We start from the raw sequence: 13336 nt of genomic DNA, 5'->3' as shown, positions 1-13336 counted from the left end.
GGATGGGACGTCGTGCCGTGTGCTCCCGAAGTGCAGAGCGGCGGGGGCGATCTACGACCGGCCCTCCAGGTACCGCGTGAGTGATTCCTGTCGCCGTGCCTCGATATCCCGCAGCGCGGTGGCCAGCCGACCAAACTCTGCCTGGAACAAATGGAGTTGGCGCTCCAGATGTCGTTCCGGCGGTTCCGTGCCCGGTGTCAGCCGTGTCCACCATCTCGTCCGTACGAAGGTGTCCACCGCCTCCGGGATGTCCTGTCGCACAGCCCGGGACAGGGCATGCACCCCCTCCGGGTCCTGGGCCAGGACCTCGGCGACCCAGCCCGGGTCAAGCAGCGCGGCCAGCAGTTCGGTCAGTTCGGTGAGCCGTCCGGTCGCGGCGGGCGGCAGTTCGACGTCCGCCAGGTAGGCCCGCAGCTTCACGAAGTCGTCCCGCACCTCGTCCAGCTGGGCGGACGGATCGGGGAAGTCCGGCAGCGGCGGCCGCTCCGGCGGGGCGATCAGCGCGCCCGCGCCGTACAGCCCCGCGACGACGACCGGCCAGTACGGCCCCGCGACTCCCGCGAAGGTCAGCGCGAGGCCGACGACCCCGCAGGCACTCCCGGTGAGGTTCTTGCGGGACTCCAGGTAGCCCAGAAACCTATTGGTAGCCACGGATCTCCTCGAAGGCGCCGTCGAGCGAACCCTTCCGGGCGTCGAAGAGGCGGCCGCCGGTCAGGTCGGCGATGTGTTCCAGCTCGCCGCGGTCGGAGTCGCCGAAGAGGATCGGGAAGACGGGGATCCGCCGCTCGTCCTCGGTCAGCCGGCGGTAGAAGCCGTCGAACTCGGCCGGGCCGGCGCCCGCCGTGTTCTCGCCGTCCGTCATCAGCACGATCGACGTGAACGTGTCGTCGTCGGCCCCGAGGTGCTCGTACGCCTTCTGGAGCGACGTGTAGATCGCCGTGTCGCCCTCGGCGGTGAGCGCCTCGGTGTCGCGGCGGATCGCGTCCAGGCCCGCCCGCGGGTTCCCGGGCCGCACCACATGCGTGCGTACGCTCTTGACCGCCGAGCCGAACGGCATCAGCGTGACCTCCTCGCGCTCGCGGAAGTCGCCGGTGAGACCGGTGAGCGCCTTCTTCAGCCGGCCGAGCCGGCCTTCGTCGCCCATCGAGCCCGAGGTGTCGAGGACGTACACCGTCCGTGAGGGCCGGCGCAGCGTGTTCTCGTACGAGTCGAGCAGTCCGTCGGCGACCGAACGGCTGCCCGGGAAGGGCAGTTCGCGGCGCCGGGTGGTGTCCAGGCCCGCCGCGGGCGGCACGGAGGGCACGACGGGGCGGCGGAGGGTGCGCTCGGTGATCAGCCGCTGGTTCGCCGGGGTGCGCAGGGCCTCGGCGAGGCGCCGGACGTCCTCGCGGACCTCCCGGCTCGTGGACGCGAGCGAGGAGATCGGGTAGTCGGCGGTGACGACTCCGTCGCGCGGCCGGATCACCGTCAGGCCCTTCTTCGACCGCAGCACCGACTCGTAGTTGAGCAGGGCGTCGACGTCGCCGCGCCGGTCGTACGCCGCCGCCAGCCAGCCCGAGGAGCCGGACGTCAGCCGCTGGCCCCCGAAGAACTCCCGCAGCCTCGGCGTCGCCTGCCGCACGTCGGCGTCCGTGAGCGCGGACTGGGCGCCGGAGAGACCCGAGGCCACCGAGACGAGCGTGGAGAAACCGGAGTTGGAGCGCGCGGGATCGGTCATCCCGTAGGTCAGCCGGCCGTCCTTCACCGCCTTCTCGACGTCGGCCCAGGTGACGTTTTCCGGCTGCCATCCGAGCTTCCGCACGGTGGCGTCCTTCACTCCGACGGCCAGCGGGCTGGACATGACCGGGGTCTGGGACACGACCCGCTTCGCGGCGGCCGGGTCCAGCCGCAGGTAGTCGTTGGAGGAGAGCCAGACCGCGTCGTACGTGCCCTCGGTCCTGCCCTTCGCGAGAAGGCGTACGGCGTCGAGGGTGCCCATGTAGGTGGGGCGGACCGTGATGCCGGTGTCCTCGCGGACCTGCTCCAGCATGCCCTTCATGTCCGCCAGTTCACTGGAGGCGAGGACGCGGAGGGTGCCGGGTTCGTGCGGCGCGGGCCCGGTGGTGTCCTCCCCGGGAGCCGTGCACGCGGCCACCGCGAGCAGCAGCACCGCGCCGAGAGCCGTACGCCGCACGCCGAGGTGCATCGGTCGAACGGGCCGTCCGGAGCGTCCGGAGCGTTCGGGGCGTTCGGGGCGAGCAGGCCGTCCGGGGCGAGCGGGGTGAAGTCTCATGTGAGACCCCCTTCCAGCGCGACCTTCGACCTCGACCGCTCCAGGTACGCGCTCGCGTGCTGGAGCTCGGAGGTCAGCGACTCCACCGTGGCGGCCATGGACTCGGTGGCCCGGGCCTTGTACGTGTCGATCGTGTCGAGGGTCCGGTAGATCTGCTGGAAGGCCGAGCGGAGCGTCTCCGCGCCGACGGCCGGGTCGGCGGCGATGCGCTGGATCTCGCCGGACTGCGTGGCGAGCATCTCCGCGTTGCCGCGGATGAGGTCCTCCGTCGTGCCGCGCAGGGCGTTGACCTGCTCGACCACCTTGCGCTGGTTGTCGAGGGCGGAGGCGAGCATCACGGAGATGCGCAGCGCGGAGACCGTCGTGGTGGCGGCGCGGTCGACCCCCTTGATCAGTTCCTCGTTGTTGCGGCGGACCACGTCCATCGCCAGGTAGCCCTGCGCGCACACCGCGAGCTGGGTCAGCAGGTCCTGGTGCTTCTGCCGCACGGGGAACAGGACGTCGGCGCGCAGGATGTCCGCCTGGGCGGGATCCACCGCCTCCGCGCCGGCGATGTGCCGCTCGACGGCCGCGTCCAGGGCCTCCGTCAGGACGACGTACTCCTGGAGCTTGCCCATCGAGTCCCACAGGCGGACGCGCTCGGTCTGCAACGCGGCGTTGTCGCGGCGCAGTTCGTCCTGGCCGCCGCGCAGGGAGCCCACGATCCTGTTCAACGTGCCCTGTGCGGAGGCGTACTTGGCGACGTGGTCGCGGAGCCTGTTGCCGCCCGGCAGCCGGGACAGCAGCTTGCGGGCCTTCCCGCCGGGCACGTCGCGCGGGTCCAGGTCCTCGACGGTGCGCCGCAGTTCGACCAGTGAGGACGAGACGCGTGACTGGGCGTCCTCCCCGTTGGCGGGCAGGCTGCGGATCGTGCGGTCCAGCATGCGGTTCGACTGGGCGGCCGCGCCGCGCATCTCGCCGGAGCCGAGAGCCACGATCTCCCCGATCCGCCCGGCGAACTCGGGGGAGCGGGCGTCGAGCGCGGCGATCCCGTCGACGTACTCGGCGGCCCTGCGGGCCATGTCGGTGCGGACCGACTCGTCGACCGGCACGAGTCCGCCGGCCTTCTCCTTCGGTACGGCCCCGACCGCCTCCGGAGGCGTCAGGACAAAGGTGTCCTCGGTGTCGTTCATGTGCGGTTCCCCCTAGCCCTTCGCCCGGCGCGCCATCTCGTGCAGCACCTTGGATGCGGGCACGGGCGCCTGCCGGACGCCGGTCAGCGTCTGGTTGAGATACGTGGAGTGGGCGTCGGTGGCCGTCGTGAACTCGACGGCCGCGCCCTGGGGCCGGAACCCGTGCCGGACCGCGAGCCCGCGCAACTCCTTGTCGGTGCCGAGGAGTTCGCCGACGGCCCGGCCCTCGTCCGTGAGGGGGACGACGGTGTGGTCGCTGTTCGCGGTGGTGTCCGGGTAGAGGACCGTCAGGTCGCCGACGCCCCGGCCCTGGGTGAGGAGCGCGGCGACCTGGGACTCGTACACGAGGACGAGAGGGTTACCCACGTCGCTCACGAAGTCCCTGAACGCCGCGTCCGTGCTGGTCTGCTGGGCGCCCTGGACACTGATCAGCTTGCGCATCAGGGGTGCCGTGCGGGCGACGGCGGCCTCCGAGTCGGCGACCCGGCCGCCGTCGGCGACGTACGAGGCCGCGGCGAGGTAGAGCGCGCCCGAGTTCGAACTGGCCGGGTCAGTGGTGGAGATGAACAGCGTGCCGCTCAACTCCCCGTACCGGTCCGCTCCCTTGAGCTGCTGCCAGGTCCGGTCGGCCTCGGCCGCCTTGAGGAAGGCGCCCATCTTCAGGGTGCCGTTGCCCTTCTTCCCCAGGGTGGCGAGGCCGTTGCGGGCCAGTACTTCGGCGGCGCTCCGGTGAGCCACGACCACGAGGGGCGAGTAGAAGGGGCGCGGCAGGAGCTGCCGTACGTGGTACTTCGAGGCCAGTTCCCCGGCGGGTGCCTGGCTGGAGGGGAAAGCGAAGTCGTACCCCTTGAGGTCGAGTCCCTCCATGGCCCAGGACCCGGAGGTCTCCGTCTCCACGGTGTAGCCCCTGGCAGCCAGGGCCTTCACCACATCCGGGTCGGCGAAGAACTCCGCCTTCTCCGATCCGATCACTGCGCGCACGGTCTTCGTTGCCGTGCTCCTGCCCTGTTCTTCGCGGCCCGCTACGACGGCTGCTGCCACTCCGCCGATCAGGAACACCGCCAGGACGATGGCGACTATTCGTCTCACACCCGGAGAGTGCTCCCGGAATCCAACGTTCCTCGCCGTTCCGGATGAACAGGGGGTGACGACCCGATCCCAGTACGCAACCGGAGTCGCGGTCTCCGGTCGCGGGCCGCTCCGGATCGGGTGGCACCTGGGGCGCGCGGGGCCGTGACCTGTGCGGCTCCGCGTGTGCGGGGGCGAGCGGTCACGCCGGTCCGCGGGTCCGGCACCGCTTGTGGCGGAATGCGTGGCGCCCGGTCCGCGCGTCGCTGCGGGTGCGCGCGGACCGGGGCCGATCGGGGGGAGGCACGCGGGCTCCGGGAGCCCGCGGGCTCAGCGGGAGGTGAGGGCGGGTGTCCCGGCGGCCGCCGCGTGCGCGTCCATGCGCTCGGCGGCGAGGATCGCGGATGCCGTGTCCGCGCGGGACGCGGCGACGACGAGGGCGCGGCCGGCGAGCGCGTGCGCCCGTCGGTGGCGCGCGGCGGGACGCGGTTCGCGGCCGGCGGTGATGGCCGCACGCAGGGGCGGGCGGCCTCCGCGCAGGTGGGTCACCCGCTCGGTCAGCCGCTCGGCGGCGGTGTCGAGCTCGGCGGACGGTTCGAGTTCACGGAGCTCGTCCGTGACCGCGAGCAGTGCCGCCAGGTGACCGGCGAGCTGGATGTCCAGCTCCTCCTCGCGCGACCGGTGGGGGAAGTCGGCGGTGCCGGCCACCGTGTGGACCGACTTGGTGCGGATCGGTTCGTACATGGGAGATGGCCTCCTGTGCTCTGACAGGACGCCATCCTAGCTTAGATCTCGTCTAAAGTTGAGCGGCTTCGGAAAAGGGACTCGTCCGACCGCGAAGGGTGACCGTCACGCCCGGTCGGGGCGCCCCGGGGTGTGGTCGGGGTGTCAGCGCTGCCCGTACCCGTCCAGGAAGTTCCCGATCCGCGTCACCGCGTCGGTCAGGTCCCGGGCCGTGGGCAGGGTGACCACCCGGAAGTGGTCCGGTTCCGGCCAGTTGAACCCCGTCCCCTGCACCACCATGATCTTCTCGGTGCGCAGCAGGTCCAGCACCATCCGCCGGTCGTCCTTGATCTTGAAGACCTTCGGGTCGAGGCGGGGGAAGAGGTAGAGCGCCCCCTTCGGCTTCACGCAGGTCACGCCCGGGATCTGGGTCAGCAGCTTGTGCGCCACGTCCCGCTGCTCGCGCAGCCGCCCGCCGGGCAGGACGAGGTCGTTGATCGTCTGCCGGCCGCTGAGGGCGGCGACCACGCCGTGCTGGCCGGGCATGTTCGCGCACAGCCGCATGTTCGCGAGGACCGTCAGCCCCTCGATGTAGGAGTCGGCGTGCGCCCGGGGCCCCGAGATCGACATCCAGCCCACCCGGTACCCCGCCACGCGGTACGCCTTCGACATGCCGTTGAAGGTGAGCGTCAGCAGGTCCGGGGCGACCTTGGCGGTCGGCGTGTGCGTGACCTCGTCGTAGAGGATCTTGTCGTAGATCTCGTCGGAGCAGACCAGCAGGTTGTGACGGCGGGCGATGTCGGTGAGTCCCCGCAGCATCGCCTCGTCGTAGACCGCGCCCGTCGGGTTGTTCGGGTTGATGATCACGATCGCCTTGGTGCGGTCGGTGACCTTCCGCTCCACGTCGGCGAGATCGGGCATCCAGTCGGACTGCTCGTCGCAGCGGTAGTGCACGGCCGTGCCGCCGGAGAGGGAGACGGCGGCGGTCCACAGCGGGTAGTCCGGCGCCGGTACGAGCACCTCGTCGCCGTCGTCCAGCAGGCCCTGCATGGCCATCACGATCAGCTCGGACACGCCGTTGCCGATGAAGACGTGCTCGACGTCCGTCTCGATGCCGAGGGTCTGGTTGTGCATGACCACGGCCCGGCGCGCCGCGAGGAGGCCCTTCGCGTCTCCGTAGCCGTGCGCCGAGGAGACGTTGCGGAGGATGTCCTCCAGGATCTCCGGCGGGCACTCGAAGCCGAACGCGGCCGGATTCCCGGTGTTCAGCTTGAGGATCCGATGGCCCGCCGCTTCCAGCCGCATCGCCTCCTCGAGCACCGGGCCCCGGATCTCGTAACAGACGTTGGCGAGCTTCGTCGACTGGATCACCTGCATGCCCGTGAGCTTACGGCCGGGTAACGCCTCCCGCGGCGTGTTTCCCACCACGTGAGACGGGGTGATCCGGGTGATATCCGCCCCCGACTGCCGGGCGCGCCCCTCCCGCCGCCCGTGTCCGTCCCCGCAACTCGCCGTGGTGAACGGGGATTTCGTGGCGGGGGCCGGGTGAGGGGTGGATACGCCGGGTGTGCGGCGGCGCGGGGGAAGTGCGGGGCCCCCGGTCCGCCGGGCGTGTACCGCCCGGCGGGTGACCGGTCCGGGGGCGGCTTGATTCAGCTCCTTGTCCGCCGGATCCCGTCCCTTCAGAATGCGCATGACAAAAACGGAAAGTGGCCGGAAGACCTCCGGTCGCTCACGTCGCAAGAGGGGACCCCCACATGAAGAAGCCTCTCCTTGCCGCGCTCGGAGCCCTGATGATCACAGGGACGGGCCTGGCAGCACCGGCGGTCGCCGCCACGGAGACCTCCACCGGCACCAAGGCACCCGCCGCCGTCCAGGCCGTCACCTTCGCCGGCACCGTCTCGCTCAGCAACTGCTCCGGCTCCGTCGTGCGCCTGCCGGACTCGGAGGACAACGACCCGGCGCTGGTGATGTCGAACGGCCACTGCCTGGAGTCCGGCTTCCCCGGGCCCGGCGAGGTCGTCGTCGACCAGCCCTCCAGCCGCACCTTCGGCCTGCTCAACTCCGCGGGCACGAGAGTCGCCACCCTGCGCGCCAGCAAGATCGCGTACGCCACCATGACCGACACGGACGTCTCGCTCTACCAGCTCACCACCACGTACGGGCAGATCAGAAGCTCGTACGGCATCAGTCCGCTGACGCTCGACGACACCCACCCCGTGGCCGGCCGGGCCATCACCGTCGTCTCCGGCTACTGGAAGCGCACCTACGCCTGCAGCATCGACGGCTTCGCCCACCGCCTCAAGGAGGGCAGCTGGACCTGGAAGGACTCGGTCCGCTACACCTCCGCCTGCCGGACCATCGGAGGCACCTCGGGCTCACCCGTGATCGACAACGCCACCGGCAACGTCGTCGCCGTCAACAACACCGGCAACGAGGACGGCGGGCGCTGCACCGACAACAACCCCTGCGAGGTCGACCAGAGCGGCAACGTCACCGTCCGCGCGGGCATCAACTACGGGCAGCAGACCTACCAGATCCCCGCCTGCTTCGGGCTCGACAGCAAGCTCGACCTCGACGCGAGCGGATGCACCCTGCCCAAGTCGTGACCGTCCGGTAGCGCCCCGGCGGCGGGCGGTCAGCCGGTGCTCCGGCGGACCGCCCGTCCCGCCAGCACGTCCGTCCGGCGGCCGTCCTCGATGACGAAACGGCCGTCGATCAGGACGTGCGGGATACCGGTCGGGAGCGTACGGGGAGCGTCGAACGTCGAGCCCGCGGCGACCGTCCGCGGGTCGAAGAGGACCAGGTCGGCGCGGTAGCCCTCGCGGACCAGACCGCGGTCGGGCAGCCGGAGGCGGCGGGCCGGCCTCGACGTCAGATGGGCGACGCACTCCTCCAGGCTCAGGACACCCAACTCCCTCACGTACCGGCCGAGATACTGCGGGAACGTGCCGTACGCGCGCGGGTGCGGCTTGGCGCCGCGCAGGATGCCGTCGGAGCCGCCGGTGTGGACGCGGTGCCGCATGATCGCCCGCACGTTCTCCTCGTGCCCCACGTGCTGCAGGATCGTCGGGCCGAGACCGTCGTCGAGGAGCAGGCGGCGGGCGGTGGTCCAGGGTGTCTCGCCGCGCGCGTCGGCCGACTGCCGGACCGTCCGGCCCACGTACGACGCGAGCGCCGGGTCGCTCACCCCCGAGATCTCGATGGTGTCCCATTCGATGGGCACGCCGTGGCAGCCGTCCGCGCCGACGACCTCCATGTGGTGGCGGATCCGCTCGGCCGTCGCCTCGTCCCTCAGGCGGGCGAGGACCGCCTCCGGCCCGCCCTCGCCCGCCCAACTGGGCAGCATCGCCACGAGAGTCGTACAGCCGGGGGTGTACGGATACGTGTCCAGGCTGATGTCCGCCCCGTCGGCGAGTGCCTCGTCGAGGAGCGCCAGCAGGTCCGGCCCCCGGCCCTTGTTCACGCCGAAGTTCATGGTGGCGTGGGCGAGATGGAGCGGGCAGCCCGCCTCGCGGGTCAGGTCCACCATCTCCCGGTACGCGTCGAGGGCGCCGGCGCCGTACGAGCGGTGGTGCGGGCAGTAGTAGCCGCCGTGCTGCGCCACCACCCGGCACAGTTCGGTGAGTTCGGCGTCCTTGGCGTACATGCCGGGTGTGTAGGTGAGCCCCGACGACATGCCGACCGCGCCCTCCCGCAGGCCGTCGGCGACCAGCTGCCGCATCCGGTCCAGCTCCCGGGGGGTCGCCTCGCGGTCGTCCCAGCCGACGGCCAGCATGCGCACCGTGCCCTGGGGGACGAGATAGGCGGCGTTCACGGCGATGCCCTCGCCGTCGAAGCCGTGGTCCAGGCGGTCCAGGTACTCGCCCACCGAGCGCCAGGTGAAGTCGATGTCGTCGCCGTCGCCGTTCCAGCCGGTGATCGACCTGCGGACCTCCGCGAGCGTGCGGTCGTCCACCGGCGCGTACGACAGCCCGTCCTGGCCGAGAACCTCCAGTGTGACGCCCTGCGCGGCCTTGGCGCTGTGGTCCGGGTCCCGCAGCAGGGCGAGGTCGCTGTGGGCGTGCATGTCGATGAAGCCCGGCGCCAGGACGAGGCCCTCGGCGTCCAGGACGCGGCGGGCGACGGGCCGCAGACAGCCGGCCGCCGCGGCCTCCTGGACGACGGTCGTGATCCTGCCGCGCTCGATGCCCACGTCGGCGCGGTAGGAGGGGCCTCCGCTGCCGTCGACGACGTCCACGTCCCGGATGACGAGATCCATCATGGCGGGCTCCTAGAAGTAGGTGCGGATGTAGTCGACGACCGTGCCGTCCTGCTCCACCACCGGGATCAGCTGCCACTTGTCGAAGGACGTGCAGGGGTGCGAGAGGCCCATGCCCACCCAGTCGCCGACCTCCAGGCCGCTGTCCGCGGGCGTCCGGAGCCAGGTGTGCTGGTCGGAGAGCCCGGTGACCGTGATGCCGTCCGCCGGGCGGTACGCGGAGTCCGCCCGGACCACCTGGACCTCCGGCAGGTCCAGGTCGTACGCCGCGTCGCGCTTGCCCGCGTTGGCGAAGGCCTGCTCGGGCGACGGGCGGGAGACGACCTGCGCCCAGAGGCGGAAGGCGGGGTGCAGGGTGCCCTCCTCGGGGACCCGGGTGAAGGGGGTCACCTCGCGGTAGTGGCCGTCGTCGTGCGATACGTACGCCCCCGAACGCAGCAACTTGCAGACGGGCAGCGACAGTTCGGGCAGCTCGGCGAAGACGTCGGCCACCGCGTCGAACCAGGCGCTGCCGCCCGCGCTCACCACGATCCCGTCCGGGCCGGCCGAGGAGAAGCGGCCCGCCTTGTCGAAGTCCGCGGCCAGGGCGGTGAGCCTGCGCAGCCACGCGCGCACCCGCTGCGGGTCGGCGTCCGGCACCTCGCCCTCGTACCCCGCGACGCCCACCAGCCGCAGGGTGTCCACGGCCGCCACGGCGTCCGCGACCGCCGCGCACTCTTCCTCGGTCCGTACGCCGGTCCGGGCGCCGTCGCCCGCGGCCAGTTCGACGACGACGTCCACCGGGCGGGTCGTGCCGCGCAGCGCGGCGTCCATCAGCGCGACGCCGCGCACGGAGTCGACGTAGCAGACGAAGCGGAAGGCGGGGTCGGCGGCGAGTTCCGCGGAGATCCAGGCGAGGGCGGCCGGGTCCACCAGCTCGTTGGCCAGGAAGACGCGCCGGACGCCGAAGGCCCGGGCCACCCGCACCTGGTGGGGCACGGCGAGCGTGATGCCCCAGGCGCCGTGCTCGATCTGCCGCTGGAAGAGCTGGGGGGCCATCGAGGTCTTGCCGTGCGGGGCGAAGGCGAGGCCGTGACGGGTCGCGTACGTCTCCATGAGCCGCAGGTTGTGCTCCAGGCGCTCGGCGGAGAGGGCGAGTACCGGTGTGGTGAACCCGCCGCTGAACAGGTTGCGCCGCTGGGCGGCCAGCTCGCCCACGGTCAGGCCGTCGGCGTCCGGCGGGAGGCCCTTGAAGCGGTGGTCGACACGTTCGTCCGCGAGCGCGGCGAGACGCTCCGCGGCGGTGGCGGAGACGGGATCGGCGGCCATGAAGCCTCCCAGATAAGGGCCGTTGCACTCTCTGCAACAGTCATTGCGTATCGCGCTTACTGCTGTCTAACATCTCGGCCAACGCCGGGTCAACGGAGCCGCCCGGCCCCCACCGCAGCGACGAGGAGCCTCCACCATCGTGACCCCCACCGGACCGCCCGTCGGCCCCGAACACGACCCCACGCGCCCACCGGCCGCCGTGGCCGCCGTGGAGGTCGTCACGCTCGGCGAGTCCATGGTCACGTTCCTCCCCTCCCGCCCGGGCCGCCTGGCCGACGTGCCGTCGTTCGAGCGGGCGATCGGCGGCGCGGAGTCCAACGTGGCGTGTGTCCTCGCCGCCGCCGGCCACACCGCGAAGTGGGTCAGCCGCGTCGGCGCCGACGGCTTCGGCGACCACCTGGCCGAGACGATCGCGTCGTACGGCGTCGACACCTCCGCCGTACGACGCGACCCCGCCCGCCCCACCGGCATCTACTTCCGCACGGCGGGCGACCGGGCCACCGACGCCCACGAAGTGGCCTACTACCGCACGGGATCGGCGGCCTCGGCGATGGCGACGGACACCGTCGACCGGGCCGCCCTCCGCTCGGGGCGCGTCCTGCACCTCTCCGGCATCACGGCGGCCCTCTCCGACGGCTGCCTCCGTCTGCTGCGCGAGCTGACCGCGCGCCGCCCCGGACGCCCGCTCGTCTCCTTCGACGTCAACCACCGCCCCGGACTGTGGGACACCCCCGAGGGGCCCCGCGTCCTGCTGGACCTCGCTCGCGGCGCCGACATCGTGTTCGTCGGGGACGACGAGGCCCGGGCCGCGTGGGGGCTGCGCGGCGCGGCCGCCGTCCGGGAGGCGCTGCCCGAGCCGGACGTCCTGGTCGTGAAGCACGGCAGGGGCGGAGCAGTCGTCCACGAGCGGGTGCGCGACCGGGCCGACTTCGGCGACGACGCCGAGGACGTCGTCGACGTCGTCACCTTCGTGCCCGCCCTCCGCGTGGACGTCGTCGCGGCCGTCGGCGCCGGCGACGCCTTCGCCGCCGGATTCCTCTCCGCCACCCTGCGCGGACTGCCCGTCCGGGACCGCCTGCGCCACGGCCACCTCATGGCCGCCGCCGCGCTCACCGTCCCCGGTGACCTCGCCGCGCCGCCCTCCCGCGACCACGCCGACCGGCTCGCGGCCCTGGACGACGAGGCGTGGGGGACACTTCGACTCGGCCCCGGCTGGACGCAAGCCGCAGACCGGGCCCAGGAGGAGGTACCCACCCCATGAGCCAGACCGTCGACCGCGCGCTGAGCATCCTGCCGCTCCTCGCGGAGGGCCCCGCAGACCTCGGCCAGGTCGCCGACCGCCTCGGCGTCCACAAGTCCACCGCCCTGCGCCTCCTGCGCACACTCCACGAACACGGCCTGGTCTACCGCCAGTCCGACCAGCGCTACCGCCTGGGCGCCCGCCTCTTCGCACTCGCCCAGGAGGCCGTGGAGAACCTGGACGTCCGCGAGATCGCCCACCCCCACCTCGTACGCCTCAACGAGCAGTGCGGCCACACCGTCCACCTCGCCGTGCACGAGGACGGCGAGGTCCTCTACATCGACAAGGTCGACAGCCGCTACCCGGTGCGCATGTACTCGCGGATCGGCAAGCCCGTCGCCATCACGGTCGCCGCCGTCGCCAAGCTGCTCCTCGCCGACCTGCCCGAGCCCGAACGCCGCGCGCTCGCGGACAAGCTCGACTACCCCATGTACACGTCCCGTTCGACACCCAGCGCGCCCGCCTTCCTGCGGGAGCTGGACACGGTGCGCGAGCAGGGCTGGGCCACCGACCTCGGGGGCCACGAGGAGTCCATCAACTGCGTCGCCGCCCCCATCCGCGGCACCGACGGACGGGCGGTCGCGGCCATGTCCGTCTCCGCCCCGAACGTCGTCGTCACCGCCGACGAACTCCTCACACTCCTCCCGCTGGTCCGCCGCACGGCGGACGCCATCAGCGGCGAGTACTCCGGCAGGACCCCGACGAAGGAAGCCAGTTCATGACCGAGAAGACCGCCCTCACCCCGAAGACCCACACCGCCCCGCCTGCGAGGTTCTCGCACGGCGTCAGGAAGGGGAACGTCCTCCAGGTCGCGGGCCAGGTCGGCTTCCTGCCCGCGGTCGAGGGGCAGCCGCCGACGCCCGCCGGACCGACCCTGCGCGAGCAGACCCTCCAGACGCTGGCCAACGTCAAGGCCATCCTGGAAGAGGGCGGCGCCTCCTGGGACGACGCGATGATGATCCGCGTCTACCTCACGGACGTCGACCACTTCGCCGAGATGAACGCGATCTACAACACGTACTTCGAGGAGCAGGGCCTCACCGCGCCGCCGGCCGCCCGCACCACGGTGTACGTGGGCCTCCCGGCGGGCCTCCTCGTCGAGATCGACGCGCTGGCGGTACTGGACAACTGAGCCCCACCCGCGCCCCGGAAGGGGCGCGGGGAACGGCGCGACCCGCCACGGACAACGCGCACCCGGCCACCACAGGCACCACCCCCCCTCAACCCCCCAC

At 72.1% G+C, this 13336-nt stretch carries 12 protein-coding genes; 4 read left to right on the top strand and 8 right to left on the bottom strand.

Annotated elements, in window-relative coordinates; genetic code table 11:
* Positions 1 to 51: 51 nt before the first annotated feature.
* The 6 genes from KUF83_RS13130 to KUF83_RS13105 form a co-directional block, all read right to left on the bottom strand.
* A complete protein-coding gene (locus tag KUF83_RS13130; RefSeq protein WP_217454836.1) occupies positions 52 to 651 on the bottom strand; it encodes a hypothetical protein in 600 nt (199 codons plus the stop codon).
* Complete coding sequence (locus tag KUF83_RS13125; RefSeq protein ID WP_217454835.1) at positions 638 to 2185, bottom strand: VWA domain-containing protein; 1548 nt, start codon at positions 2183 to 2185, stop codon at positions 638 to 640. Before KUF83_RS13125 ends, KUF83_RS13130 begins: the two co-directional genes overlap by 14 nt.
* Positions 2186 to 2268: 83 nt before the next feature.
* The gene (locus KUF83_RS13120; RefSeq protein ID WP_217454834.1) at positions 2269 to 3444 is read right to left on the bottom strand and encodes a toxic anion resistance protein; all 1176 of its coding nucleotides are present in this window, start codon (positions 3442 to 3444) and stop codon (positions 2269 to 2271) included.
* 12 nt (positions 3445 to 3456) lie between these two features.
* Entirely contained in the window at positions 3457 to 4533 is a 1077-nt protein-coding gene (locus KUF83_RS13115) for a hypothetical protein (protein ID WP_217454833.1), read from the bottom strand.
* 309 nt (positions 4534 to 4842) lie between these two features.
* Positions 4843 to 5256: a hypothetical protein gene (locus KUF83_RS13110; protein WP_217454832.1), complete on the bottom strand. Its 414-nt coding sequence runs from the start codon at positions 5254 to 5256 to the stop codon at positions 4843 to 4845.
* A 144-nt stretch (positions 5257 to 5400) separates the two neighbouring features.
* A complete protein-coding gene (locus KUF83_RS13105) occupies positions 5401 to 6612 on the bottom strand; it encodes a pyridoxal phosphate-dependent aminotransferase (RefSeq protein WP_217454831.1) in 1212 nt (403 codons plus the stop codon).
* Between the two features lie 380 nt (positions 6613 to 6992).
* Here KUF83_RS13105 and KUF83_RS13100 point away from each other — a divergent pair, with 380 nt between their 5' ends.
* Positions 6993 to 7844 (top strand): serine protease, encoded by an 852-nt coding sequence (locus KUF83_RS13100; RefSeq protein ID WP_217454830.1) that lies wholly within the window; start codon positions 6993 to 6995, stop codon positions 7842 to 7844.
* Positions 7845 to 7873: 29 nt separating this feature from the next.
* Here the strand turns inward: KUF83_RS13100 and KUF83_RS13095 are convergent, their stop codons facing one another.
* A complete protein-coding gene (locus KUF83_RS13095; RefSeq protein ID WP_217454829.1) occupies positions 7874 to 9499 on the bottom strand; it encodes an amidohydrolase family protein in 1626 nt (541 codons plus the stop codon).
* 9 nt (positions 9500 to 9508) lie between these two features.
* A complete protein-coding gene (locus KUF83_RS13090; protein WP_217454828.1) occupies positions 9509 to 10804 on the bottom strand; it encodes an amino acid deaminase in 1296 nt (431 codons plus the stop codon).
* A gap of 139 nt (positions 10805 to 10943) precedes the next feature.
* Here KUF83_RS13090 and KUF83_RS13085 point away from each other — a divergent pair, with 139 nt between their 5' ends.
* From KUF83_RS13085 to KUF83_RS13075, 3 genes are read left to right on the top strand one after another with little or no spacing between them, the layout of a single operon-like run.
* Positions 10944 to 12065 carry a sugar kinase gene (locus tag KUF83_RS13085; RefSeq protein ID WP_374106054.1) on the top strand — a complete coding sequence of 374 codons (1122 nt, stop codon included), beginning with the start codon at positions 10944 to 10946 and terminating at the stop codon, positions 12063 to 12065.
* Complete coding sequence (locus tag KUF83_RS13080; protein ID WP_217454827.1) at positions 12062 to 12826, top strand: IclR family transcriptional regulator; 765 nt, start codon at positions 12062 to 12064, stop codon at positions 12824 to 12826. The genes KUF83_RS13085 and KUF83_RS13080 overlap by 4 nt, the downstream gene beginning before the upstream one ends.
* Positions 12823 to 13236 (top strand): RidA family protein, encoded by a 414-nt coding sequence (locus KUF83_RS13075; RefSeq protein ID WP_217454826.1) that lies wholly within the window; start codon positions 12823 to 12825, stop codon positions 13234 to 13236. Before KUF83_RS13080 ends, KUF83_RS13075 begins: the two co-directional genes overlap by 4 nt.
* The last annotated feature ends 100 nt before the right edge of the window (positions 13237 to 13336 follow it).

The sequence above is a fragment of the Streptomyces sp. BV286 genome (assembly GCF_019090165.1).
In the GTDB taxonomy this organism is placed as follows: Bacteria; Actinomycetota; Actinomycetes; order Streptomycetales; family Streptomycetaceae; genus Streptomyces.
This window is presented reverse-complemented; position numbering and strand designations above follow the sequence as displayed.